We start from the raw sequence: 26,640 nt of genomic DNA on the forward strand, positions 1-26,640 counted from the left end.
TAATCAGTAACGAGTAGTAAAACGAAACTTTAGCTTTAATCTTTTGATCAGAGTCTATAGAGATGACTTGCAATGAGCCCCACTATCTAGAAAAAATCACATTTTCTTTTTCTTGATTGCCGATATATTTAACTTCTCGAACATTTTCACTGTGATCACAATAATAAATAGATTTACTTATAATGGTGCTCTCCTCTTCACCAAAACTGATGAACACAATATAATTGACTAACCCTTTCTGCAAACCTTCTATATCTATCCTGTCAAGTTCGGCCATAAATTGATAGTTTGGTTTAAGAGATATATCAAATCTCCAGACAGTATTATTGTACATTTCCCCTCTAACTTCTTGATAATTTGTACCTAGATAGGAGTTGACGTCTGCTTTGCTTTGAATATTTTTTACTATTTCCTTTAGCTCGGAAGTAGATATATCCGCTTGATCTTGATGCTCACTTGCCTTGAACTCGTACTCGCCATGAATAGGTCCAATGGTAAGAATGGATAGCATTAATGTGATAAATAGTAGCTGTCTTATAAACATCGGCCTTCAACCCCTTCCATTAACTCTAAACCTTCGAAATGAAATAACTTTTCATTTCATTTATATTACAATTATTATAAAAAAATTACCTTTTTGAAATTTTTAAAGATATTCCCTCTAGTCTGAATAGGTAAAGATGTACATGCCTGTACCATTTTAACGTTATGATGTTAAAAAGATAAAAATGATTAAATTTTCCATTAAAAAAAACTACGCTCTTTCTATTCGCATACTTCCAAGGGACATGCATACAATGAAAAGGAAGGAGGAGATTAATGGTGAAAAAAATCTCTTTAATAATCGTTATTTTGCTTCTAGCTCTTATCGCATATATAGAAACCCCAACATCCAGCATTAATAAAAATCAAGTTCTTTATTATGGTCTAACAAATGAAGAGCAAGAGGTTTCAAGTAATGCAGATGACATATTCGGTGCCCCCGATCTTGAATACAGATTAGAAGAAACGAAAGAAGAAGACGGCTTTATTGTAGAAGTATATCGAGAGTATGAAATCTACAAAAACCGGCAAGGGGAAGTGGTAAAAACCGTTGCTACAGACAATACTGAATACATACATTATGCAAAATATTAAGGATAGAAAAGCCACTTAGTCACAGATCAACTAGCGACTAAGCGGCTCCTCTATCCTTCTCTTTATCACTTAATAATTTTGGTTAAATGCTTCCGATAACTTGCTTTTTTCATTCATTCTATTGGAAACACAACTATCTCCACATAAGAATGCACACTTATTTTTACATCCTTATGTATGCTGCTAATCATTATTTCGTTTTTTTTCCTTTTCTGCTCGATAAAATTCATGAAACATTTTCATCAAAGCTCTTTTTTCAATTCGAGAAACGTAACTTCTTGAAATGCCTAGTTCTTTAGCTATTTCACGTTGTGTTTTTTCCTTCTTCAAATCAAGTCCAAACCTTCCGATAATTACTTCTTTTTCTCTTTCATCTAGCACATCAATATATTCTTTCACTTTTTCAAGCTCCATATTTAACTGAATCGTATTAACAACATCTTCCGATTCTGACTTCAATACATCAATTAAGCTAATTTCATTTCCTTCCTTATCCTGACCAATAGGGTCATGAAGAGATACATCCTTTTTCGTTTTTTTCAGTGCTCTTAAATGCATTAGAATTTCATTTTCTATACAACGAGCAGCATAGGTAGCCAATTTCGTGCCTTTTCCCTCTGAAAAGCTTTCTATCCCTTTTATAAGACCGATGGTTCCAATCGAAATAAGATCCTCTGAATCTTCACCTGTATTTTCAAATTTTTTCACAATATGGGCAACTAAACGCAAATTATGTTCTATCAACATATTTCTTGCATGGGAATCCCCTTCAGCCATCAATCTTAAATATTTCTTTTCATCACTCGCTGATAATGGTTGGGGAAATGCATTATTCTTAACATAGGACACAAGAAAAACTAATTCTTTTAATAAAGCTCCAAGCGACAATAAGATTCCAGACATCTTTCCACCTCCACATTCAAGGACATTTGCCTATACTTCATTACTATGTGAAAAGAGAGTAGGTTTTGCATGTCCATACGACAATAAACTTTGGAAAATCTATTTTATTTTGGTTTATTCTCCACCTGTTTTGGGTATTAGCCAGAAGCATATTATCTAATAAGCCGCTGATTTAATGGCTTTAAAAAGGTACATTAGAATTATTTTCCAGACATTTTAAAATAGTTATTAAATTGCAGCTCATTCCTTGTATAATACATATATCGATAGCGTTTTTCTATTAAATGGGGGTGAACCAAAATGGATACTAAATATTTAGATTTACTGACAGAAAAATACGATTCAGAAGAAAAAGTAGTTACCGAAATAATAAATCTAGACGCGATTTTAAACCTTCCTAAGGGCACAGAGCATTTCGTCAGTGACCTACACGGCGAATTTCATGCTTTTCAACATGTTTTACGAAATGGTTCAGGAAATGTGAAAGAAAAAATTCGTGATTTATTTAAAGAAGAGCTTTCCAAAACGGAAATCGATGAATTTGCAACATTGGTTTATTATCCAGAAGAAAAGTTAAAAAGAGTAGTGAATTCGTTTATACATACATCTGAACTAGATGATTGGTATGCCGATACGATTGAGAGAATGATTCGATTAGTATCCTATGCATCTTCTAAGTATACAAATTCAAAAGTTCGAAAAGCATTACCAAAGCAGTTTATTTATATAATTGAAGAATTATTGTATGAAAAAAATGAATTGAATAATAAAACGGATTATTATTCGAGCATCATCAACAGAATTATTTCATTAGGACAAGCAAACAAACTTATTATTGGCCTAGCTTATACGATACAAAGACTCGTTGTCGATCATTTACATGTCGTCGGTGATATATTTGACCGGGGACCATTTCCTGATAAAATATTGGATACATTAATGGATTATCACTCAGTAGATATTCAATGGGGAAATCATGATGTTTTATGGATTGGTGCATTTGCTGGTTCAAAAGTCTGTCTTGCTAATATTATTCGAATTTGTGCGAGATATGACAATTTAGATATTATTGAAGATGCATATGGAATAAATTTGCGCCCACTCTTAAACTTGGCAAATAAATATTATAAGGATAATAAAGCTTTCCGTCCAAAGGTAAATGCAAAAAAAGAAGAGAACACGGAAGAAAATATATTACAAATTACCAAAATTCATCAAGCTATTTCCATCATTCAATTTAAACTGGAAATGCCCATCATTAAAAGGCGTCCTGATTTCCAAATGCACCATCGCCTTCTACTGGAAAAGATTGATTACGAAGAGAATACCATTGATTTAAACGGGAAAATTTATGCGTTAGAAAATACTTGCTTCCATACAATTGATTCAGAAGATCCTTCTATTCTTTTAAAAGAAGAAGAACAAGTCATGAATAAACTGCTTTTTTCGATACAGCATTCCGAAAAGCTCGCAAGACATATTCACTTTTTGATGAATAAAGGAAGTTTGTATTTAAAATACAATAGTAATTTATTAATCCATGGATGTATACCATTAAATGAAGATGGAACGATGAAAAAAATGCGTATAAATGGGAAAGATTATAGTGGAAAGGAATTATTCGATCTATTTGAATCCTATTTACGCTTTAGCTTTAATCATCCAGAAATTACTGATGACTTTGCAACAGATTTAGTATGGTATTTATGGACCGGGGAAAATTCCTCTTTATTTGGCAAAAAAGATATGACTACGTTTGAGCGATACTTTATAAATGAGAAAGAAACCCATAAAGAAAAAAAGAATCCATATTATTTTTTGCGAGAACAGGAAGAGATATGCCGCAATATTTTACTGGAATTCGGATTGAATCCAGACCAAGGACATATCATTAATGGACATACTCCTGTTGCTGAAATAAATGGAGAAAATCCTATAAAAGCAAATGGTAAAATGATTGTTATAGATGGCGGTTTCTCCAAGGCTTATCAATCAAAGACAGGAATTGCAGGATATACCTTATTATACAACTCTTACGGTATGCAATTGGTTGCCCATAAGCGCTTTACTTCAAAAGAAGATGCATTAGAGAACGGTACAGACGTCTTGTCCGTCAAAAGAGTAGTGGATAGAGAACTTCAGCGGAAGAAGGTATTAGAAACAAACGTAGGTCAAAAATTACTAGAGCAAATGAACGATTTAAATCAGTTGTTGGAATATCGATATGTAAAAAAATAATACCGTTCCTGCAAAAATTGGAATGCGAAGAAAGTATTTACTTAGCCTTTGGATCAAAAGAGAAGCTGATGAGTTAACTCATCAGCTTCTCTTTTTCCAATAAATACTACCCAGTTCTTTTCCTGTTAAAGACGACAGGTTTAGATGTACTTGTTAGTCTGTATCTTTCTCTGCCCATAAGATTGATTGACGGCACTGCAGGATGATTAAATACATTTTGATCTCCACCTCTCATTTTTTCATTACTTTTTTATAAAAAGCGCGTAATTGACATTTGTTTATTTCTATTTTCTTCTATAACTTTATCAATATATTGTTGATGCATCGCTTCTTCTTCCGTCATTTTTTTTGCTTCGAAGGTTATCGTAAAAAACAGCATATTTATCATCATATCTATCACCACCTAATTATTCGTTACTAATTGATGCGAGAGAAGCATCCAGATTGAATCTGTTTATTTTTATTTTCTTCCATCATTTGTTCGATTTTCTGTAGATGATGGTATTCTTCTTCCGTCATCTTTTTCAAATGAATGGTTATTGTTAAAAAGAAAATATTTAAGGTCATGTCTTCACCTCCCTAGAGTGAAATTAGTTATAACCAATGGGTTAAGTAGCCAATTTCATCTAATTTTCTACGATTTTCCGTGATTCTTTTTTCCATTTCTAAATCCTGCAAGATTTCAGCATTTGTCCATTGTTTTTTCTTCAGTGTAACGGTAAGAAAAATTAAATTTAAAGTCATTAATACTCCTCCTAACTATTGCATTTCCTTACATAAATGGTATTTTTTTCTGGTGAGTGCACAAAAAAACCGCAAATAGACTTATCTGCGGTTAAAAAAAGGCATAATAAAACCGCAGGACACGACTACCCTGCGGTTGGATATATATTAGTTAAAAAAACTAAGATAACAAATCCCATTCCGAAGTGGTTGAATTCGTGCATTGACTATATTCAGTTACTACTTCATTGTATAATTCTGGTAATAATCTCGCCATTTTATTCAACCTCCTTAGAATTTTTTTGTTTCTCACATTGGTAATTATATCCTTCAATACCAGTTTTGTAAACCTTTTTTTGAAAAAATAGATATTTCACACTGTTTTCTAATCTTTTTATTATTCTTTGTTTCTTTATTGTAACGCTTGTTTTAAGTCTTCGATTAAATCCTCTGCATCTTCTAATCCTACAGAAATACGCACTAGGCCATCCGTTATACCAAGCTCTGCTCTTCTTTCTGCTGGGATCGATGCATGAGTCATTCTTGCTGGAACTGAAATTAAGCTTTCCACAGCTCCTAAGCTTTCTGCAAGAGTGAAGTATTTAACCTTTTGTAATAGCTTATCAGCATTTTCCGCACTTCCCACATCAAAGCTAACCATTCCTCCAAATCCAAGTGCTTGCTTTTTGCTTATTTCATGATTTGGATGGGTGCTTAATCCTGGATAATATACTTTTGATATTGCAGGATGCTCTTCTAGAAAAGCAACAATTTGTTTCGTATTGCTTTCATGCTCCTCCATACGTATTCCTAATGTTTTCATCCCTCTGATAAGTAACCAAGAATCATGGGGTCCTAATACTCCCCCCGTTGAGTTTTGAACAAAATGAAAATCTTCTCCCAATTTTTCATCATTAACAACAACTAATCCAGCTACAACATCACTATGACCTCCAAGATATTTCGTTGCACTATGAAGTACAATATCTGCCCCTAATGTTAATGGTGTTTGCCAATATGGAGTGGAGAAAGTGTTATCCACAATTGTTAACAAGCCGTTTTCTTTCGCGACACGAGCTGCTGCCTGAATGTCTGTTATTTTCAATAATGGATTTGTCGGAGTTTCAATATATAAAGCTACAGTATTTTCTTTTATTGCTCCTTGAATATTATTAATATCACTAGTATCGATAAAGGTTGCATCTATTCCAAATTTATTTAAAATCTTTGTCATCACACGAAAAGTTCCTCCATAAACATCATCTGTCAGTAAAATATGGTCTCCCTTTTTAAATAACATCATAACTGCTGTAATGGCTGCCATTCCAGAGCTAAAAGCAAACCCTCTTTTTCCTTCTTCTAAATCTTTAATAAGTTCTTCTAATGCATGGCGAGTAGGATTGCCCGTTCTCGAATATTCAAAGCCTTTATGATTCCCAACTCCATCTTGCTTATATGTGCTTACTTGATATATTGGCACATTGACTGCTCCAGTATGAGGATCACTAGGAACTCCACCATGAATTAATTTTGTTTTTCTTTTCATTTTACATTCCTCCATTAAATATTTTTTTGCTTATATAACGATCACTAGAATCTGGAAAAACCACAACAATATTAGTCCCGCTTTTTGCTATCCTTGCTTCTTGAACAGCAGCATATAAAGCGGATCCAGAAGAACTCCCGATAAGCAAGCCCTCCTTTTTGGCTGCAAGCTTTACATATTCAAAAGCATCTGAATCTGAAACGGTGTATATTTTATCAAAATAGCTCGGATCCATATAAGTTGGTAAGAACTCCATCCCGATTCCTTCTGTTTTATGTGGTCCACTTTCTCCACCATTTAAAATGGATCCCTCTGGTTCAACTATTATTGTTTTAATCGCTGCATTTTGTTCTTTCAAGTACCGTGCTGTTCCCATAAAAGTACCGCCTGTTCCAGCACCAGCAACAAATATATCCACTTGATGATTCAATTGCTTCAAAATTTCCGGTCCAAGTGTTTTATAATACGTATTTGGGTTTGCTTCATTTTCAAATTGTCCAGGTATATAGGAATTAGCAATTTTTCGATGCAGTTCCTTCGCTTTTTCTATTGCACCTTTCATTCCTAATGATGTTGGTGTTTGGATAATTTCTGCACCCAACGCCTTCATTATCTCTTGCTTTTCAATACTGAATTTTTCAGGTACACAAACCATTACCTTTATTCCTGTATTCAAAGCTGCAAGAGCAAGCCCAATTCCTGTATTACCTGCAGTAGGCTCAATAATGGTTCCGCCTTTAGTAAGCTTTCCACTCTGCAATGCTTCTTGAATTAATTCATATCCTAGTCTATCTTTAATACTTCCCCCTGGATTATAAAATTCCAGCTTTGCAAATAAACGAACATTTTCAGGTAAAGAAAAATGATTCAGTTCAACAACAGGTGTATGGCCAATTAATTGATGTACATTTTGATAAACATCCATACTTTACACCCCCCTTATTATTCTTACCATTATGGAGAGGAAATGTTACTTCTTCATAATTTCTTTAATTCAAATTAATCACAGTTGTTTACTCAACATTGCAAGAAAAAAAGAGAAGGGTATCAAACCCTTCTCTTTTTTTTAGATTCTCTCAACGATTCCTATAACTAGATTCGCTGAATGTACTGCTGCTTTTTCTAAGTACTGATCAAAAGATAGATGAGATTCTTTTCCAGCAATGTCAGATAGAGAACGAATAATAACAAATGGAATGTTATATTGATGCGCTACTTGAGCAATAGCTGCTGCTTCCATTTCAACAGCTTGCAAATTTCCAAATTTCGATTTAATAAAAGCTGCTTTTTCAGGTTGATTTATAAACGAGTCACCTGTTGTAATCAATCCTGTTACTACTGCATGATTACCAATTTCTTTGGCGCTCTGTTCTGCAATATCCATTAACTTTTCATTTGCCTTAAAGCTTGCAGGCATTTGTGGAACTTGCCCATATTCATAACCAAAAATTGTAGCATCTACATCGTGATGACGTACTTCATTCGAAATAACAACATCCCCTACTTCTAGTTCAGGATTCAATCCTCCTGCTGATCCAGTATTAATTAAATAATCAGGTTTAAAAGTTTGAAGGAGGATGGTTGTGCTCATCGCCGCATTTACTTTCCCAATGCCTGAGCGAAGTAGAACCACATCCTTCTCGAATAATTGTCCTTCAATATATTGAAATCCAACGATAGTCCGCTCTTTCTTATTCGTTATTTTTTCTCGTAATAAAGTTACTTCTTCTTCCATTGCTCCGATAATTGCGATTTTCAATTTTTTAACCTCTTTCGTTTATTTTTCCCCTTGCATAATCCAAACAAAGTCATTCATCTTTTCGAAACGAGGAGAAAAGCCATTTTTCTCTAAGATATCCGTAAGAATAGGAATGGTTGTATAGTATTCTCTTTGTAAATCTTCTGCTAAATTATGATGTCCCTTTTCCATTGCATCTTTAATGGCTTTGTTGTAAGTTCCTGTTGTAAGATACATCGTATCAGCAAAAACTATTTTACCACCTTTAGGGAGGAGATTACTATAAAGTTTAATCGCTTCGTCTTTTTCTTGATCGGTTAAATGATGAAAAGCATACGTACTTACAAATGTATCTGGATTACTATCGAGCTTAAATTGAAGAAAATCACCTTCTATTAGCATTGCTTTTTTGCCAATTTTATCTTGAGCTATCTTTCTCATAGCAGGTGATGGCTCAATCGCTGTAACCTTTAAGCCATTTTCAATTAATTTTAGTGTTAAATTCCCTGTACCAGGTCCAAATTCAACAACATGACCAGTGGAACGCTCCGCAACTTTATTCAATATATGGTCATAATGACGAAAAACTTCTTCATATTCTTTATCTTTAGTAAGACTATCATCATAAGAATCAGCCCATTGTTCAAAGATTTCAAGAAACTCTTTCCCCATAGATTAGCACCCCTGTTGTTATAATGTACAATTCCTATAAGTATACTATGGTTTTCAATATTACTTGTTCTTAATTTATCATATCTTTCTTTATATTATCAAGAATCTTAAAATAGTAAGTTTATTTCCTATTTTGCAACAATTCCCCTCTGAATAATTATCTAATTTGGTTATTATTCCATTGAATTCATATGGTATGATATTTTTACTCGTATTAGGAAAGGAAGTTTTATTCATGAATATTCAATTAGAAATGATTGAAGATAAAGTAGAGTTTTTCGAAGGGGATAGCATAAAGACAGTTGAAAAAAAAATAAACGAAAAAATTGAAGTAAATAAATCGATTTTACTTTCTGTCCACTCTGTATCTCATCAAGTTACTATACTAGATAATGGTCGACCTTATTATACCGCGGTTGTCCACTTTAAAATGAAAAAGCATTTTTGATACTTAAAAAGAACTGGAGAATTTCTCCAGTTCTTTCCTTAGCGAATATTTAAATCTTTTATTTCCTCAACTTTTGTCGGCTTCCATCCGCTTCCATCTACCCATTCAATATATACTCTATATTTTTCAGATTGATCTTTAGAAGAAACGGTTCCTATTGATTTATGTGGATCTTTATTATTATTTCCAAGGAACCACACAGTCATATTACTACTATCTAATCCAGTGGCATAGGCTAAAGCATTTATTTGCTCATTCCAATCCACCCCTTCTGAATAAGATGCAACATGATCACCAGTTTGTGTTGTTCCGACAGGCTGCCAGGAAGGATTTTCAATTGTTTTAACGACATTGGAGTCACTGCCACCTTCTGTAACGATTTCTCCATTTTCTGTTTCTTCTACTGTTGTATCTTCCTCCTCCGTTGTTTCGTCTGCTTCAGTTGTTGGATTTGCTGTTTCGACATCCGTTCCTTCTTGATCAACCTTCGTTTCCGTTTCTTTTTTTGTATCAGCATTATTTTCATCATTCGTATGAAAAATAGAATAAGATACGAAGCCGATTAGCAAAATAACGGCAATAATTAATCCATTTAAAATAAGATTTGTTTTCTTTCTTTTGGATCGTTGTTGATATCTCGTATTATTTTCATTATTTATTTCTTTACTCAAGGTGTTTCTCCTCCTATTGACTATCCTTATTCCTATATATATAAAGTTGACTTACTCATACAATACTTTTTTCACTGTTCATATTTTAACATGGTAGTACACTTTTAGAAAAGCATGAACCAAAGAAGTGTTTATTGTGCGTTCTTTTGTTGCTCTTCATATACCCCTTTAACCATCTCTGCAAATAGCTGATTCACTCCACCTTCATCTGAAAAGACATCTAAATTCACCGTTACTAATGCATACCTAGGCTTATCATATGGAAAGTAGCCTGCAAACCACTTATTATGAAGTTGCTTTCCATCTTGAAAAACGCCGGTTTCTGCAGTCCCAGATTTACCTGCCACTTCATAGGGAAGATCCTGAAACCATCTACCTGTCCCCTTCTCATTCGTAACAACTTCTCTTAATAGCTTTTGCAGTCTTGAAGCAGTATAGGGCGAAATTTGTTCACCATCCAGCTCTTGTTTTTCAAAAGAGAAAAAGGTCGTTCCGTTTTTATATTGAATGTCTGATACAACTTGTACACTCTCCTTTGTTCCACCTTTAGCAATAGTAGCCATCATATTCGCAACAGCTAGTGGAGTAACACGGACTTCATGCTGGCCAATTCCAGTTAAAGCAACATAGTTCTTATCCTTTTTTGCCTCTTCGTTAAGAAATACTCTTCCCTTTTCTTCTCCATTAAACTGTTGGAAATCTGCGGAATGAAAAACACTCCCTTGCCATCCAACCAAGCTTGTTAATGATAATTTCTCTGCATATTCCTCAATTAAATTCTCATCTATTTCTTTTAATTCTTTTGCCAAGGTTCCAAACGTATTGTTACAGCTAACAGCAAAGCTTTCTGTAAAATTTAACATACCATGCTGATAATTAGGGTCTGGATTTCCATTAATCTTTCTACTGCAATCATATTGCTTATTATCGTCGTCTAATTTATTATCAATGGCTGCAGCTGCAATAACTGTTTTAAAAACGGATCCAACAATTTGCTGCTTTAGCATATAATTATTCACTCCGTCTGTCTGATAAGGATCTGTCTTATTTATCTGTGGTCTTGAAACCATTGCAGCAACAGAATTATCCTCCAAATCTAACAAAACTAAGCCACCTTTTTTTATTCCTTGTTCATCGACTAATTTTTCCGCCATTTCCTGTAAATCAGTGTCTATTGTAGTTCGAACATTAACAGGGTAAAAAGGATTCCCTGGTTCCACATATTTAACGTTTAAGCCAAATAGCGGACCTCCTTTTGCATCAACATGGTAAACCAGTTTGGATTCCCCATCTGGTAAAAGAAATTCATCAAAGCTTCTTTCTAACCCAGTTAATCCAATTAATGTAGAACCTGCTAGCTTTCTATCAGGGTATCGCTTTTGTAATTGTTCTTCATTTTGTCCTGTAATACCTAACAATTGCTCTGCAATATTGTTATTAATATGAAATTTTTTCTCAGCAGCAAATACACCTGGAATTTTCAACTGATTGATTGCAGACATCTGACTACTTGTTAACTCAAGTGGTTCCTTTCCTCCAAAAACTACAGGATCCTTCGCATCTAATATACTATTCTCTACATTATATTCACTGGTCCCAATAATATCCGCTACTTTTTTACTGTCCCAATCCATTTTATTTAAAAACGGAAATAATATTAAAACTGCTTTTGTCTGGTGTGTAAGCGACTCTCCATTTTTATCAAGAAAGGTTCCTCGTCCATTATCCAATTCCATTTCCTGCGATCTTTGTTGCACACTTGCCTCCACCAAATTAATATTGTGTTTGGTAAAATGGTATGTCTCTACTAACTGCACTTGGATTAACCGACCAAGCAATACACTAAGGGCCAATAAAAAAACGATACCAACGCCAACTATCCTTTTTCTCCACATATAAAAAAACACCTCATCAAGAGTCTTGACGAGGTGTTTCATTTATAAACAAGTACATGATAACTTTTTATTATGTTACCAACTCATTTAGATTATACTTATTTAATTGTTACGATTTGTACATTCATTTCTCCACCTGGAGTTTGTACAATTACCTTATCTCCAACTTTTTTGCCGAATAAGCTTTTTGCAATTGGAGAATCGTTAGAAATTTTCCCTTCAAACGGATCTGCCTCCGCACTACCAACGATTGTATATGTTTCTTCTTCTCCGTCTGGAAGCTCAATAAAAGTAACAGAACTACCTAGGGAAACCGTATCACGGTCCAATTCATCTTCAGAGATTATTTTAGCATTACGAATCATATTTTCAATTGTCGTAATACGACCTTCTACAAACGCTTGCTCCTCTTTCGCTGAATCATACTCGGAGTTTTCGGATAAATCCCCGAAACTACGAGCAATCTTAATACGTTCCACTACTTCTTTACGTTTTACTGTTTTTAATTGTTCTAGTTCCTGTTCTAATTTCTCTTTACCTGCTAATGTCATTGGAAATTCTTTTTCGATTGCCAAAATCTTCACTCCTTCAAGTATGGGATTAGTAGAAAAAATAACATAATTGCTATTCTAAAAAACCCCTAATAAATTATGTATTAAAGATAATAGCACGACAACTTTGGATAGACGCGCTTTTTTTCTAATAGAATGAGTTTAATACGGATTGAAGAAAAAAGAAAGCATTTTCTATCAGATTATCTGTTCAACTTACACATTTTTCACTGACTAATGTTTTTTATAGGCTGTTTTCTTAAAGTTTCTTGCTATGCCCACAGCCTTAATAAAAATACAATAATACTTCTTATCTATTCTCCCTGTATTTTTACCTATGGTTTCTTACATAATCCATATTGGGAAAAATAGACTGTCTCTATAAAAAACAGCCTATTTGTTGGAAATTTATTAAGAACATTATCTATTCTTTCATAAAAGTGATTTTTGTTCAAGAATTGTTTGAATTTTTGTAACCATTAAATCAATTGCTACATGATTATGGCCACCTTCAGGAATGATAATATCTGCATATCTCTTCGTTGGTTCTATAAATTGATTATGCATCGGACGAACTACATTGACATATTGTTCAATTACGGAGTCAATAGATCTTCCTCTTTCCTTGATATCTCTCATCAATCTTCTAATAATGCGCAAATCAGCGTCTGTATCAACGAACAGCTTCATATCCATTAAATCTCTGAGATTCTCATCCTCTAATATTAAAATACCTTCAACTATAATTACATCCTTAGGCTCCACTAGTATGGTTTCATCTGAACGGGTATGCATGGCATAATTATATACAGGCTTTTCAACCGATTCATAATTTAACAATTTTTGAATGTGGTCGATTAATAACTCCGTATCAAATGCGAGAGGATGATCATAATTTGTTTTCAATCTCTCCTCAAAAGGTAAATGAGATTGATCTTTATAGTAATAATCTTGCTCGATCATTAAAATCGAATGTCCTTTAAAATGGTCAAATATAGCTTTGGTCACACTTGTTTTTCCAGAACCGGAGCCACCTGCGACACCTATAACTACTGGTTTCGGCTGCATGCTAATTAAAGCTCCTTTCGCATCATATTATTTGGATAAACAGGGTGATCCACCTTAAATTTAACAATTTGCAATGGATGTCTAGCAGCTTCCATTTCTTTACCGTCTACATCCCATATTTTATCTACAATCATTGTAAAATTATCAATTTCCGGACCGAAAAACTCAATTTCCTGCCCCTGTTTAAAGAAGTTTCTTTGTTGTAATGTTACCATTTTTGTCTCTTCATTATAATCCAGCACTAAACCAGCAAAGTCAAAAGTGGTCTTTTTGCTATGATTTCCAAACATTTGCTCTTTATACCCCGGCTGTCCTTCAAAGAACGCAGGAGCTGTGTCTCGATTTGCACATTTATCCAGTTCTTTTAGCCACTCCTCTTGAATGACAAAATTATCTGGGTCAGCACAATATGCATCAATTACTTTTCGATAAACACTAACAACTGTAGCAATATAATGGATGGATTTCATTCTACCTTCAATTTTCAAACTGTCAATACCTAGTTCAATCATCCGTGGAATCGATTCAACTAGCTTTAAGTCTTTCGGGCTCATTGCAAAAGGTGCATCCTCATCTGTAAATAAAGCCTGCTCTTCTTCGCCCTCCTGCTTGTACAAATCGTAATCCCAACGACAGGATTGACAGCATCCACCACGATTTGAATCTCTAGCAGTCATATGATTACTTAACGTACATCTACCTGAATAAGCAATACACATTGCTCCATGGATGAAGGTTTCAATTTCAATATCTACTTTTTCCTTCATTTCTTTTATTTCGTCTGCACCTATTTCTCGAGCAAGCACAACACGTTCTAATCCTTCTTCCTTCCAATACTGAACGGCCTTCCAGTTAGAAAGAGATTGCTGAGTACTTAAATGCACCTCAATTTCCGGAGCAACTCGCCGACAAGTTTCAATGATTAGAGGGTCAGCAACAATTATTCCGTGTACACCTGCTGTTTTTAAACCTAATAAGTAATCTTCCAAGCCATCGATATTTTCGTTATGTGCAAATATATTTGTTGTTACATATACTTTTGCCTGATATTTCTTAGCAAACTCCACTCCTTCTTTCATTTCTTCAAAAGTGAAGTTTCCAGCATTTGAGCGAAGTCCATACTCTTGCCCACCAATAAATACAGCATCTGCCCCGTATGCAACAGCAATTTTTAGTTTTTCTAAATTGCCAGCTGGTGCTAATAGTTCCGGTTTCTTTACAATTACTCTTTTTCCATCTCTTATTTCAGAAATAGGATCTTTAACTATTGTCATTTCCCTTCTCCTCCATTTTTTAGTAAACCGTTTCTTTAAAGAAAAATCCTGTATCTAATGATCTATTAGGTGGTTGAATTTTTTCCATTTCCGCAAGTAAATTGTCTTTTTCTTCGTCATATTGATCTGGATTATTTAAGTACATTGATATCGCTTTATGATAAAAGCCAGTAACCGCAATAATATATGCTGAATCTTTTAGAAGTCCTTCGATTTTGAAAGAATCAATACCAGCTTCTATAAGATCTTGAAGCTCGTCGATTATACAAATATCGTTTGGACTCATAATATGTGTTCCATTTTCATCTTGAAAAATGGGATATTTATTGGCTCTTTCTTTATCATGCAAAAAGAGGTTTTTATCTGTTTTGATAGCTTCTAATTCTACTTCTTTCCCTTGATATTGGAAATAGTGTTCTAGCAAGGTACGTTTTGATTGGAACATTGTTGCCATTCCATGAACCTGAATTTCAATTTCCACTTCTGCATTTTCTTTTGTTTCAATAATAGCATCCATGCTAATTTCTCTCGCCAGAACTGCTCTCTTAGCTCCTTTTCGCCCCCAATAATTACATGTGTACCAGTTCGTTCCTGTTGTTTCTGTACTCCAATGTAATTTCAAGCTTGGAGCTACTTCTCTCGAAATCATTAAAACAGCTGGATCTCCATAGATAACCGCGTCTGCTTTTACTTCATTTAAAAATCGAAGATACTCTGTTACTTCTTCTATTTTATCATTATGAAAAATGGCATTTACGGCTACATATACCTTTTTTTCTCGTTTGTGAGCAATTTCAATCGCTTTTTTTACTTCTTCACGATTAAATTCACCAGCTAATCTTAAACCAAATTTTTGCTCACCAATAACAAAGGCATCTGCTCCATTATCAATAAGTGGCTCTATATCATTTATGTTGGTTGGCGTTACTAGTAATTCCGGTTTTTTCATTATTATCCCCTCTTTTTACTAATTGCAATACCGTCTCCCACAGGCAAAATTGCTGTGTGATAATCCTCATTTTCCATAAGCCATTGATTATAATTTCTTATTTTACGTACTAATTGGCGAAGGTTTCTGCTCTCTATCTCACTTGATGCAACTAAACCATGAAATAATATATTATCTGTATATACAATTCCACCATCTGACAAAAATTGGCTATATAGATTAAAGAACTTTTGATACTGACCTTTTGCCGCATCAATGAAAATGGCATCAAACGGCCCGTGTTTTTCCACAGCGGAATCAAGTTCAAGGGCATCACCTTGCAATAAGCTAACCTGTGATTCTCGTTTAAGCTTTTTTACATTTTCTTTCGCTACTAAATACCGTTGTTCATCTCTTTCAATCGTTATTATTTGAGAAAATGGGAGTGCTTCTGCCATTCTTAATGCAGAATAGCCAATGGCCGTTCCAACTTCCAATATTTTTTTAGGCTGCTGAATACGCAATAATTGTAATAATGCTTCTATTCCTACTAACTCCATAATCGGCACTTCATTCTGGATAGCGTACTCTTCTATTTCTCTTATCTGCTCATTTCTTTCTGGGATTAATTGTTCAATGTAATCCAGGATTTGTTTATTTTGCAAGGATGAGTCCCTCCTATTTTCCTTAAAGCCCAATCCTTTTGTCTTCTACCTAAAAATAGTTAGCTTCTGATAAAGAACCTAACAACTAAAAAAGTGTATGAAATTCGGATAATTAATTAAGATATACTCAAAAACACTTGTACCATTTTATCATAAAATATTGCCAAATGCTAATAAATCTTCGGTCTTCATGGGGAATTCTAGATAATTATTGTCGATTTTTCGAACAAATTAGTATGCAGATGAAAATATAAAAAATAGAAAAAGACTGCAGCAACACATATTGTTTGTCTGCAGTCCAGTTTCTAATTATTCTCCGTTATATACTTAGCTTTCAAGTCATTATGCTCATTAAGTGATTTAGCGAAATAGACTTTCCCATCCTTAGAAGCTAGAAAATATAAATAGTCCGTTTCATCTGGATGTAATGCAGCCTCCATAGAAACTGTTCCAGCATTCGCAATAGGACCAGGTGGTAGTCCTACATTTTGGTACGTATTATAAGGGGAATCTACCTCTAAATCTTTATAGAGTACTCTATCTTTATGTTCACCTAGTGCATAGAGAACAGTAGGATCTGTTTGTAAAGGCATACCTTGTTCAATACGATTATAAAAGACACTTGCAATTTTCTTTCGATCCACATTTTTTGTTGCCTCTTCTTCAATTAATGAGGACATCGTCAAGAATTGATGGACAGTTAAATTATTTCGTTCAATTTCCGTTTCATAAGCACTTACTACACTTTCTGTTTTATCAAGCATGACAGAAACAATTGCTTCTAACGTTGGCTTTTCTTCATAATAAGCGTAAGTAGCAGGGAATAAGTATCCTTCGAGGGGATGTTTTATATTTTTAGCCCAAATTTCTGTTGTTAGAATATCTGGATACTTCGCCATTAAACCTTTGATAAACGCCTCATCATTTAATTGCTTCCAAATATCTTCTTCCTTTTGATTTGTTTTCTCTGCTATAATAACGGCAATTTCTTGTAGCTGCTTGCCTTCCGGTATCGTCATTGTAAAGACTGGTTCTTGCATAATTTTACCTGTTTTTAAACTATCAATAATTTCTTGAATCGACATAGAAGGATTCATATGATATTCCCCTGCCATAAAATTCGACTCATTTTTAAATTTCACATAATATTTAAACACCTTTGCATTTTTTACAAGTCCATTATCTTCAAGCAATTGAGAAATAGTGCTTACACCAGAACCAATTGGAATATCAATAATAATTTCTTGCTCACTTTCAGGATTAACTGGTTGTAATGCTGATTTAATATAGAAATAACCAGATGTCCCTACAATAGCTACAATAATAATCAATACAAAGGCAACGATTGCCACAATTCTTCTCACTAATTTAGCTTCTTGTTGTCTCTGATGTAAATTAGCTAAAAATAACTCTTTCTTACTTTTCAAAGCATTGTTTTCCTCTTTATTTTTAGTCAATCTTTTCCCTCCTTGACACACACCACTCAAACATTTTTTACATATCTCGACCTATTATACTATATTTTGCAAAGGAAGTTATAGCTTTTATCGAAATTTACATGTAGATGGGAAGGATAGAAAGGTGATTAGTAACATTACTATCTGCTCTATTCGTATACTATATTGTCTTTTTATACCATTTAAATTTAACACCATATCGAAGGCAAACAACAAAAAAAAGAGCCCTAATGGACTCTTTATAAACGAAATTATTATTCTTCTTGTTCTGCTAGGAATGTATTTAACATTTCTTCAACAAGATCCCATTCTTCCTCTGTTTCAATCGGAGAAAGCTCACCATCTCCAGTTTCTTCATTTGGAATGAAAGAAGATGCGTGGATATCGATTTCTTCATCGTCATCCCCTTCTCCCATAGGATAGTATAATACATATGATTTTCCAAATTCATCAGATTCAAATGTAAATAGAATCTCACATAATTGTTCATTTCCTTGCTCGTCTACAACTGTAATTGTATTAGTTTCACCGTGTTCCATAATTTCCACCTCATTATTTTTGGCTATCTAAATACCCTTGTAAAATCAAGGATGCAGCCATTTTATCGATAACTTTTTTACGTTTTTTTCTACTAACATCTGCTTCCAAAAGGACTCTCTCAGCAGCCATTGTTGTTAGTCTTTCATCCCAAAAAACAACTGGTAGTTCAAATCGTTCTTCTAATAGCTTGCCATACAATTGACTAGCTTCGCCACGAAAGCCTATACTACCATTCATGTTTTTTGGAAGTCCAACCACTATTTTACCTACATCATACTCAACAATCAAGGATCCAATACGATCTAGGCCAAATCGTTCTTTTTCTTCGTCTATTTGAATCGTTTCAATTCCTTGTGCTGTCCACCCTAAAGCATCACTAACAGCTACTCCTACTGTTTTTGAGCCGACATCCAAGCCCATTACTCGCATATGTTTATTCCTCTCGTTGCTGTTTTAAATAAAACTTCACAAGTTCCTCAATGATTTCATCACGTTCTAATTTTCTGATGATATTCCGCGCGTCCATATGACGGGGAATATAAGCAGGATCACCGGAAAGCAGATAACCAACAATTTGATTAATCGGATTATACCCTTTTTCTTGAAGTGCTTCATATACTTGATAAAGTACTTCTTTTACATCATGTTCATATGGTTCTTCTGGAAAATTGAATCTCATTGTTTTATCGAATGAGCTCATCTTGAAACACCCCATTTCCTTTTCGAACAATTTCTGTTAAGAGTTATCTACATTTTACACTACTTGTCCCTAATATCAAACGGATTTCACGTAATCTTCTACAAAATCTATAGCATCCTTTAATTTTGAAGGATCCTTTCCGCCTGCTTGAGCCATATCTGGACGACCGCCACCGCCACCGCCGCAAATGGAAGCAACTTCTTTTACAATTTTCCCTGCATGGAAGCCTCTATCCATTAAATCTTTTGTTACACCAGCAATGATATTTACTTTGCCTTCATTTGCACTACCAAGTACTAATACAACCGAGCCAATTTTTTGTTTCAGTTCATCTGCCATAGTACGAAGATTATTCATATCGACATTTGGTATGGAAGCTGCTAAAACTGGAACATCATTAATTATTTTCACTTTATCTACAAGGTTACCAGCTTCAATATTGCTTATTTTTGCAGCAAGTGACTCATTTTCACGCTGTAATTGCTTTACTTCTGTAAGAAGACTGTCGATTCGAGTAGAAACATCCTTTGGACTAGTCTTTAACTTATTTGCAGCTTCTTTCAATAAATGGATTTGATCCGTTAACTGCTGGTATGCAGCTTGTCCAGTTACTGCTTCAATACGTCTAGTTCCTGCACCAATTCCTGCTTCCGATACAATTTTAAATAGACCAATTGCTGATGTATTGTCTACATGACAGCCACCACATAACTCTAAACTATATGAACCAACTTGAACAACTCGCACGATTTTTCCATATTTTTCACCAAATAGCGCCATTGCTCCCATTGCTTTTGCTTCATCAATATTTTTATAATCGATTTGAACTGCAATACTTTCCCAAATCTTTTCATTTACGATTTTTTCTATTTCATCTAATTCCTCTGGTGTAATTTGTCCAAAATGAGAGAAATCAAAACGTAAACGATCTGGTTGAACAAGGGAACCTGCTTGATTTACATGTGTTCCTAGAACATCCTTTAATGCCTGATGCAATAAATGAGTTGCTGTATGGTTCTTAATAATTTTCGAACGGTTTTGTCTATCCACTCTTGCATCTACTAGTTCATTTACCGTTATTGCTCCCGTTTCAATCGTTCCTTTATGCAAGTTTTGACCATTAGGGGCTTTTTGTATATCTGTCACTGTAATTATTCCATGATCAGATTTTACCGTTCCTTTGTCCGCAATCTGACCACCGCTTTCTGCATAGAATGGCGTTTTATCCAAGATAAACTGTATTTCATCGCCAGCTTCTGCAGATTCTACTTCTTCCCCGTCTTTCAATAATGCCACTATCTTTGCTTCTGTTGCCCATTTGTCATATCCAATAAATTCGCTCTCTACTGTGATATTCCCTAAAACACCACTTTGGACTTGCATACTGTCGACTTCTTGACGAGCTTTTCTTGCACGCTCACGCTGACTTTCCATTTCTCTTTCAAAGCCTTCATGATCTATACCAAGACCTTGCTCTTCTGCATATTCCTCTGTAAGCTCAACTGGGAAACCATAGGTATCATATAATCGGAAAATATCTTCTCCTGCAATTACACCCTTTTCTTTTGCTTTCTCCATTACTTCTGAAAGAATTGCTAGACCTTCATTTAATGTTTCATGGAATCGCTCTTCTTCACTTTTCATTACTTTTTGGATAAACGCTGTCTTTTCTTTCACAGTTGGATAATAATCGACCATTATTTCAGCCACAACCGGAACTAGTTCAAACATAAAAGGGCGATTGATATTAATTTTCTTTGCATAACGTACTGCTCTACGCAATAATCTTCTTAAAACATAGCCTCTTCCTTCATTGGATGGAAGTGCTCCGTCACCAATAGCAAAAGCAACTGTACGTATATGATCTGCGATAACTTTAAATGCTTCATCACTTGAAGAATTCTCACCATATTTCACGCTTGCTAATTGTTCCGTAGCTTGAATAATTGGCATAAATAAATCTGTATCAAAGTTTGTAGGAACATTTTGAACTACAGATGCCATACGCTCCAAACCCATTCCAGTATCTATATTCTTCTTTGGAAGTGGTGTATAAGTACCATCTGGATTATGGTTAAATTCAGAGAAAACAAGGTTCCAAACCTCTAAATAACGATCATTTTCTCCACCTGGATATAATTCTGGATCATTGATATCGTCGCCATATTCTGGACCACGATCGTAGAATATCTCTGTATTAGGACCACTTGGACCTTCACCGATATCCCAGAAGTTTCCTTCTAAACGAATAATTCGGTTTTCTGGAACACCAATTTTATCTCTCCATAGGAGATATGCTTCTTCATCTTCTGGATGAATGGTTACAGATAGCTTCTCTTTATCAAAGCCAATCCATTTCTCATCAGTCAAAAACTCCCAAGCCCATTCAATTGCTTCTTCTTTAAAATAATCACCAATAGAAAAATTACCAAGCATTTCAAAGAATGTATGATGACGAGCTGTTTTCCCTACGTTTTCAATATCGTTTGTGCGGATAGATTTTTGTGCATTTGTTATTCTTGGATTTTCAGGAATTACTCGACCATCAAAATACTTTTTTAAAGTAGCAACTCCACTATTAATCCACAATAAAGACGGATCTTCGTGGGGTACTAAAGATGCACTTGGTTCAATCGCATGACCTTTACCCTGGAAAAATTCTAAAAATTTGCTTCTGATTTCTGCGCCAGTTAAATTCTTCATCACATTTCCTCCTATTTCACTTTATGTATTTCCATACAAATATCGAGTTTGACCTTTTTTTCGGCATAAAAAAAACTTCCATCCCTGGACAGGGACGAAAGTATTGCTCGCGGTACCACCCTGATTATGGATAAAAGTATTCGAAAATACTAAATTTATTATCCATCTCTCAATTGTCCTTAACGCGGAAAACGGCAGGGATTAGCTGCATTCAAGAACTAGCTTTCAATTATCCTTCACCTAGAACTCCTTTCAGCCAAAGGGAATTCCTCTCTTATCAAGTGGACTATAATCTACTTTTTTCTTTCACCATTTTATCCATATATGCTTCATTCGAATTATACTGATTATTAGGCAGTATTGTCAATATCAGTCTGTTTATATACGTTTTATTTCTGGCTCTTTTTTTCCGAAGTGTTTTCTAATATGGATAATCGCCACTTTTGCTATCGATAATAGTGGAACAGCAACAATCATGCCAACCATTCCTCCCATTTCTTCTCCTAACAAAAGAGCAAACATAATAAAAAGTGGATGCATATGAGTGCTTTTTCCCACTATGTAGGGGGACAATATATTCCCTTCTAGAAACTGCAGAATAATAATGATGATGACTACAATAATCAACATTTTAACCGAAATAGTACTTGCAACAATTAAAGCAGGAACAGCACCAATAATCGGCCCAAAATATGGAATGACATTAGTTATTCCTACAATGATTCCCAAAACAAGAGCAAACTTCATATGAAAAATCCAAAATAATATCATTGAAATTACACCAATAATGGTACAAACCAATAATTGTCCTCTTATATAGCTACCTAATGATTCATTTACATCCTCCAAAAAAACATGTGCACTATTGCGCCATTTTCTAGGAATAAATCCATTAAACGCTTTTCTTACCGCATCAATATCCTTTAGCATGTAAAAAGAGATAAATGGAATAAGCATAATGACAATCGAATAATTGATAATTCCCATTGCACCATTAATTACTTTATTTAAAAGTGATTCCATTTTTGTTTCAAAAACGTCAATCCCTCGATCAACCTTTTCTTGAATATTAAATGGCCAAGACTCCATTTTATCTTGAATCGAGTCAATCAAATCTTTATATTGTTCTGCAAGCTTAGGAGCACTTTCTGTAAGTTCCTCAAGCTGTTGAATAAGGATGGGGATTCCTTTATATAATGCATATCCAAGCCCACCGAAAAAAAGGATATAGATAAGCGCAACTGATAATCCTCTATGTAAACCATTTTTATGTAGTATCTCTACAATAGGATGTAATAAATAGGTAATAAATGCCCCAATGATAAATGGAGTAATAACCTTTGCTATAAGACTTAAAATGGGTAACCATATAGGTGATAATTTAATGAACACAAATAAAACAATAAAAAGTAATAAAGTAAAACCTAATCGGTAATACCATTTTATTCTTATATCCATTTTCTTACCTCCCTCCACCTTTATTGTGAGAGATTGTTGGATTTTTTATGCATATTCATATTTAAACCAAAGTCTTCCCCATTAGAAAATACTAAAAAAACTGTAGACAACCCTTAATTTCAAGGAGATTTGTCTACAGTCTTTTCATGAAATAATTAGAACATTTTCATTACTTTCTTTTGCATTCTTTTTAATTGTTTTTGACTCATCATATTATTTTTTTGCATATAGCCTATTGCAGCTATACCAGCACCAATTGCTATTGCTGTGTTTATTGCTTTACCCATTTACTTTGCACTCCTTTTTATAGAAGAGAGCGCCAATATTATATGGAGAAGAACCTAGCTTAATCGACGCTCTTCTTCTTCAAATAAATCATCTAATGAACTTAGACTACCATCTTCTTCTACTTGATGTGTGTGAATAATCCCTTTTGTTAGGGACAATTCAATAAAACAATTCCAACAGTAGTATTGATTGATTCCAATTTTTCCAATATCTTTGCTCTGACAATTTGGACATTTGAGCATAGGAAAACACCTCATCTTTGTTCGTTTCATGAAATATCCCAAAAACATAGGAAATTTCAGTAAGTATTCCCATTATGCTCTTAATAATGTCCAAATATACCAGTTTGTCTCAGGAGTTGGCTGTTTTTTGCGGAATTTTAACTCATACTACTGCGATTTTCAAAGAAGATGACAATACTATTTTTCACCTAGACTTTAAAAACATGTAGTGCAAACATTGGCAAAAAAAATCCCCCAAAAGGGGATTTTCAATTTGTCGACAAAAAAGGTTTTTAATAAAGTTTAATTTATTTTTTTGCGCTGCTTGGAGAGAAAGGGGTGAGACTTCTGTTCTTAAATAAACTCTATCCAAAATTTCTATGCTTCAGATACTTCCATAAAATCATATGGTGTTATATTGTCCATACCAATCATTGGGTCAATTTCATTTATTTTTCCCTCGTACAATAAATCAAATGAATCCTCCGTAGCCAAATCTGTTTTTTCGTCTGGTTGGTAGACATTAGCAAACATTTCTTGGATTTTTTCTTTTAAGGTCGTTTGTCGGTTTAATTCGTCATTTCTATTGACACCTAATTCCATTGCCTCTACTTCTCCACAAAGTATCAAGAATTGTTTGCTTCTAGTTATCCCAGTGTAGATTAGATTTCTTCTTAACATCCGGTAATAGCTTTTAACAATTGGCATGATAACGATTGGAAACTCACTTCCTTGTGATTTATGGACAGAGCAACAGTAAGCTAGTGTAATTTGGTTTAAATCCTGCCGTGTATATGTCGCTTCTATTCCATCAAAAGAAACAATAACCATGTCTTGCTTTTCTGTATTTTCCTTCGCGTAAAAAATCGATACAATTTCTCCCATGTCTCCATTATAAACATTACTTTCTGGTTGATTGACAAGCTGGAGAACTTTATCACCAATTCGATATGTAACATCTCCAAATTTCAGTTCTTTTCTAGAGCCATCAGGATTAGCATTTAATATTTCCTGTAAAATTGTATTTAACCGATCAATTCCTGCAGGTCCCCTATACATCGGCGCTAAAACTTGTATATCCATCGGCGCAAAACCTTTATTTTTTGCATTTAGCACAATTTTTTCAATTGCTTTTGGAATTTGATTGGAAGAGCACTTTATAAAGGAACGATCACCTTGTGGTACAAGTAAATTAGCTGGTAGCTGCCCTTTTTTCATTTCATGGGCTAGCTCAATAATGGACGATCCTTCTGCTTGTCGATAAATATCTTTCAATTTAACAGTGGGAATACAAGCTGAATCAAGCAAATCCTTCAACACTTGACCTGGACCTACTGATGGAAGTTGATCTTCATCTCCCACAATAATCACTTGTATATGTTCTGGTAGAGCTTTGAATAATTGATGTGCTAACCAGATATCAACCATTGATGTTTCATCCACAATTAAAATCTTACCTTCAAGAGGGTGATCTTCATCTCGCTCAAACGTTCCTGTACCATTCCATCCTAATAGACGATGAATTGTAACAGCAGGTAGTCCGGTAGATTCTGCCATCCGCTTTGCAGCTCTGCCAGTGGGTGCTGCAAGAATAAAAGGATAGGGCTCATCATTTTTATAGTCTTTCGGATCTAAGGAACAACCATGTAATTCTCCATACAATTCAACAATTCCTTTTATTACCGTCGTTTTCCCTGTACCTGGACCACCTGTTAAAATAAGCATCGGCGACATAAGAGCAGTTTGAATTGCTTCTCGTTGCGATGGTGCATATTGGACACCAATACGATCCTCCAAATTTCCAAGTGCAAGTAAAAATTCAGATTCTGGAAATTGATCCTTGTATTCTGATTGTTCCATCACTCGCTTAATATTTCTTACAAGACCTTTTTCTGAGAAAAACAAGGAAGGCAAATATATTTTCTTATTTTCGGCAATAATTTTTCCGTCTTGTTCCAGCTGGATGATTTGATCTGCTATTTGGGAAAATTCAATTTCCTCCTTTTGATTTTCTTCAAGCAAGGTTTTTACTTTTTCCAGCAAATGTTCAGCGTGAAGGTATACATGTCCCTCTTGATTACTGCTTAGCTCTAAAATATATAAACAGCCCGCTTTTAGCCGATCTGGATGATTTCCTGTAATCCCTATTTGTGCTCCTAGATCATCTGCTTTTCCAAATCCTATTCCTTCGATATCTTCTACCAATTTATATGGATTTGTCTGCACTGTTTCTATCGTATTCTCTTTATATACTTGATAAATTTTCATAGATAATTGCGGACCAAATCCATATTGATTAAGCGAGACCATTGCTTGTTCTAATCCTTGGTTTTTCATTAGGGTATCGTATAATACCTTTGCTTTATCTGGGGCAAGTTTAGGAACCGTATCTAAAATGGACGGCTGATTCATAATTTTAGAAATTGCCTCTTCTCCCAATGTTTCCACAATATTTTCAGCAGTTTTTTCCCCGATTCCCTTAAATAAATTGCTGGATAAATAAGCGATAATCCCCTGTTTTGTTTGTGGCATCTCTTTTCGAAAGGAAGTTGCTTGCAGCTGTAGCCCAAATCTTGGATGCTCTTTAAAATCACCATAGTATGTATAAGTATCTTCCTCATTCATCTTTGGCAAATACCCTGTAATAACCGCTTCTTTATCATCATAATCATGATTGGTTTCATCTACTCTTATCCTTATAACAGAATAGAGATTTTGTTCATTATGAAAAATGGTAACAAGGTGACGTCCCTTTATATACTTTTTTTCTTTTTCAAAAAGATCCAATGAATTTTGCTCGTTCAACTGTTATCCTC

28 protein-coding genes and 1 other annotated feature are annotated in these 26,640 nt (G+C 34.4%); of the genes, 3 read left to right on the top strand and 25 right to left on the bottom strand.

The window, feature by feature from the left end; translation table 11 throughout:
- Window positions 1-82: 82 nt before the first annotated feature.
- Window positions 83-544: a hypothetical protein gene (locus tag NYE52_RS14855; RefSeq protein WP_341193786.1), complete on the bottom strand. Its 462-nt coding sequence runs from the start codon at window positions 542-544 to the stop codon at window positions 83-85.
- Window positions 545-819: 275 nt separating this feature from the next.
- Between NYE52_RS14855 and NYE52_RS14860 the strand changes: the two genes are divergently transcribed.
- Window positions 820-1,137 carry a hypothetical protein gene (locus tag NYE52_RS14860; protein WP_341193787.1) on the top strand — a complete coding sequence of 106 codons (318 nt, stop codon included), beginning with the start codon at window positions 820-822 and terminating at the stop codon, window positions 1,135-1,137.
- A 183-nt stretch (window positions 1,138-1,320) separates the two neighbouring features.
- Here NYE52_RS14860 and sigK read toward each other — a convergent pair whose 3' ends face one another.
- The gene (sigK, locus tag NYE52_RS14865) at window positions 1,321-2,040 is read right to left on the bottom strand and encodes an RNA polymerase sporulation sigma factor SigK (RefSeq protein ID WP_341193788.1); all 720 of its coding nucleotides are present in this window, start codon (window positions 2,038-2,040) and stop codon (window positions 1,321-1,323) included.
- A 300-nt stretch (window positions 2,041-2,340) separates the two neighbouring features.
- Here sigK and NYE52_RS14870 point away from each other — a divergent pair, with 300 nt between their 5' ends.
- Window positions 2,341-4,278: a fructose-1,6-bisphosphatase gene (locus NYE52_RS14870; protein ID WP_341193789.1), complete on the top strand. Its 1,938-nt coding sequence runs from the start codon at window positions 2,341-2,343 to the stop codon at window positions 4,276-4,278.
- Between the two features lie 250 nt (window positions 4,279-4,528).
- Here the strand turns inward: NYE52_RS14870 and NYE52_RS14875 are convergent, their stop codons facing one another.
- From NYE52_RS14875 to NYE52_RS14905, 7 genes are all read right to left on the bottom strand, one after another.
- Window positions 4,529-4,669, bottom strand: a complete 141-nt coding sequence (locus tag NYE52_RS14875; protein WP_341193790.1) for a YrzI family small protein — start codon at window positions 4,667-4,669, stop codon at window positions 4,529-4,531.
- 26 nt (window positions 4,670-4,695) lie between these two features.
- Window positions 4,696-4,845: a YrzI family small protein gene (locus NYE52_RS14880; RefSeq protein ID WP_341193791.1), complete on the bottom strand. Its 150-nt coding sequence runs from the start codon at window positions 4,843-4,845 to the stop codon at window positions 4,696-4,698.
- Window positions 4,846-4,872: 27 nt separating this feature from the next.
- On the bottom strand, window positions 4,873-5,022 hold the full coding sequence (locus NYE52_RS14885) for a YrzI family small protein (RefSeq protein ID WP_341193792.1): 150 nt from the start codon (window positions 5,020-5,022) through the stop codon (window positions 4,873-4,875).
- A gap of 391 nt (window positions 5,023-5,413) precedes the next feature.
- Complete coding sequence (locus tag NYE52_RS14890) at window positions 5,414-6,547, bottom strand: bifunctional cystathionine gamma-lyase/homocysteine desulfhydrase (protein WP_341193793.1); 1,134 nt, start codon at window positions 6,545-6,547, stop codon at window positions 5,414-5,416.
- A 1-nt stretch (window position 6,548) separates the two neighbouring features.
- Window positions 6,549-7,472: a PLP-dependent cysteine synthase family protein gene (locus NYE52_RS14895; protein WP_341193794.1), complete on the bottom strand. Its 924-nt coding sequence runs from the start codon at window positions 7,470-7,472 to the stop codon at window positions 6,549-6,551.
- 141 nt (window positions 7,473-7,613) lie between these two features.
- Window positions 7,614-8,306 (bottom strand): 5'-methylthioadenosine/S-adenosylhomocysteine nucleosidase, encoded by a 693-nt coding sequence (mtnN, locus tag NYE52_RS14900; RefSeq protein WP_341193795.1) that lies wholly within the window; start codon window positions 8,304-8,306, stop codon window positions 7,614-7,616.
- A gap of 18 nt (window positions 8,307-8,324) precedes the next feature.
- On the bottom strand, window positions 8,325-8,957 hold the full coding sequence (locus NYE52_RS14905) for a class I SAM-dependent DNA methyltransferase (RefSeq protein WP_341193796.1): 633 nt from the start codon (window positions 8,955-8,957) through the stop codon (window positions 8,325-8,327).
- Window positions 8,958-9,192: 235 nt separating this feature from the next.
- Between NYE52_RS14905 and NYE52_RS14910 the strand changes: the two genes are divergently transcribed.
- Window positions 9,193-9,405 carry a DUF2536 family protein gene (locus tag NYE52_RS14910; protein WP_341193797.1) on the top strand — a complete coding sequence of 71 codons (213 nt, stop codon included), beginning with the start codon at window positions 9,193-9,195 and terminating at the stop codon, window positions 9,403-9,405.
- A 38-nt stretch (window positions 9,406-9,443) separates the two neighbouring features.
- On the opposite strand, the gene NYE52_RS14915 is transcribed toward NYE52_RS14910, so the two are convergent.
- The 16 genes from NYE52_RS14915 to recD2 all read right to left on the bottom strand — a co-directional run bounded on the left by NYE52_RS14915 (window position 9,444) and on the right by recD2 (window position 26,629).
- A complete protein-coding gene (locus NYE52_RS14915) occupies window positions 9,444-10,076 on the bottom strand; it encodes a DUF1510 family protein (protein WP_341193798.1) in 633 nt (210 codons plus the stop codon).
- A gap of 131 nt (window positions 10,077-10,207) precedes the next feature.
- Window positions 10,208-11,971: a peptidoglycan D,D-transpeptidase FtsI family protein gene (locus NYE52_RS14920; RefSeq protein ID WP_341193799.1), complete on the bottom strand. Its 1,764-nt coding sequence runs from the start codon at window positions 11,969-11,971 to the stop codon at window positions 10,208-10,210.
- A gap of 98 nt (window positions 11,972-12,069) precedes the next feature.
- Entirely contained in the window at window positions 12,070-12,546 is a 477-nt protein-coding gene (greA, locus tag NYE52_RS14925; RefSeq protein WP_031538886.1) for a transcription elongation factor GreA, read from the bottom strand.
- Window positions 12,547-12,954: 408 nt separating this feature from the next.
- Complete coding sequence (gene udk / locus NYE52_RS14930) at window positions 12,955-13,590, bottom strand: uridine kinase (RefSeq protein ID WP_341193800.1); 636 nt, start codon at window positions 13,588-13,590, stop codon at window positions 12,955-12,957.
- A 5-nt stretch (window positions 13,591-13,595) separates the two neighbouring features.
- Window positions 13,596-14,864: a peptidase U32 family protein gene (locus NYE52_RS14935; protein WP_341193801.1), complete on the bottom strand. Its 1,269-nt coding sequence runs from the start codon at window positions 14,862-14,864 to the stop codon at window positions 13,596-13,598.
- A 19-nt stretch (window positions 14,865-14,883) separates the two neighbouring features.
- Window positions 14,884-15,813: a peptidase U32 family protein gene (locus tag NYE52_RS14940; protein ID WP_341193802.1), complete on the bottom strand. Its 930-nt coding sequence runs from the start codon at window positions 15,811-15,813 to the stop codon at window positions 14,884-14,886.
- A 2-nt stretch (window positions 15,814-15,815) separates the two neighbouring features.
- A complete protein-coding gene (locus NYE52_RS14945; protein WP_341193803.1) occupies window positions 15,816-16,457 on the bottom strand; it encodes an O-methyltransferase in 642 nt (213 codons plus the stop codon).
- A 305-nt stretch (window positions 16,458-16,762) separates the two neighbouring features.
- Complete coding sequence (gene mltG / locus NYE52_RS14950; RefSeq protein WP_341193804.1) at window positions 16,763-17,914, bottom strand: endolytic transglycosylase MltG; 1,152 nt, start codon at window positions 17,912-17,914, stop codon at window positions 16,763-16,765.
- A gap of 254 nt (window positions 17,915-18,168) precedes the next feature.
- Window positions 18,169-18,453, bottom strand: coding sequence for a DUF1292 domain-containing protein (locus tag NYE52_RS14955; RefSeq protein WP_341193805.1), 285 nt, complete (start codon window positions 18,451-18,453; stop codon window positions 18,169-18,171).
- A gap of 13 nt (window positions 18,454-18,466) precedes the next feature.
- Entirely contained in the window at window positions 18,467-18,883 is a 417-nt protein-coding gene (gene ruvX, locus NYE52_RS14960; RefSeq protein WP_341193806.1) for a Holliday junction resolvase RuvX, read from the bottom strand.
- A gap of 4 nt (window positions 18,884-18,887) precedes the next feature.
- Window positions 18,888-19,154 carry an IreB family regulatory phosphoprotein gene (locus NYE52_RS14965; protein ID WP_031538876.1) on the bottom strand — a complete coding sequence of 89 codons (267 nt, stop codon included), beginning with the start codon at window positions 19,152-19,154 and terminating at the stop codon, window positions 18,888-18,890.
- Between the two features lie 75 nt (window positions 19,155-19,229).
- Window positions 19,230-21,857, bottom strand: a complete 2,628-nt coding sequence (gene alaS, locus NYE52_RS14970; protein WP_341193807.1) for an alanine--tRNA ligase — start codon at window positions 21,855-21,857, stop codon at window positions 19,230-19,232.
- A gap of 87 nt (window positions 21,858-21,944) precedes the next feature.
- Window positions 21,945-22,176, bottom strand: a binding site (T-box leader).
- A gap of 59 nt (window positions 22,177-22,235) precedes the next feature.
- Window positions 22,236-23,315, bottom strand: coding sequence for an AI-2E family transporter (locus tag NYE52_RS14975; protein WP_341193808.1), 1,080 nt, complete (start codon window positions 23,313-23,315; stop codon window positions 22,236-22,238).
- Between the two features lie 155 nt (window positions 23,316-23,470).
- The gene (locus NYE52_RS14980; RefSeq protein ID WP_341193809.1) at window positions 23,471-23,602 is read right to left on the bottom strand and encodes a DUF3918 family protein; all 132 of its coding nucleotides are present in this window, start codon (window positions 23,600-23,602) and stop codon (window positions 23,471-23,473) included.
- Window positions 23,603-23,656: 54 nt separating this feature from the next.
- Window positions 23,657-23,845, bottom strand: a complete 189-nt coding sequence (locus NYE52_RS14985) for a hypothetical protein (RefSeq protein ID WP_016202904.1) — start codon at window positions 23,843-23,845, stop codon at window positions 23,657-23,659.
- A 357-nt stretch (window positions 23,846-24,202) separates the two neighbouring features.
- Window positions 24,203-26,629: an SF1B family DNA helicase RecD2 gene (gene recD2, locus NYE52_RS14990; RefSeq protein ID WP_341193810.1), complete on the bottom strand. Its 2,427-nt coding sequence runs from the start codon at window positions 26,627-26,629 to the stop codon at window positions 24,203-24,205.
- Window positions 26,630-26,640 lie beyond the last annotated feature (11 nt).

Source organism: Niallia sp. FSL W8-0635 (assembly GCF_038007965.1).
Lineage (GTDB): Bacteria > Bacillota > Bacilli > Bacillales > Cytobacillaceae > Niallia.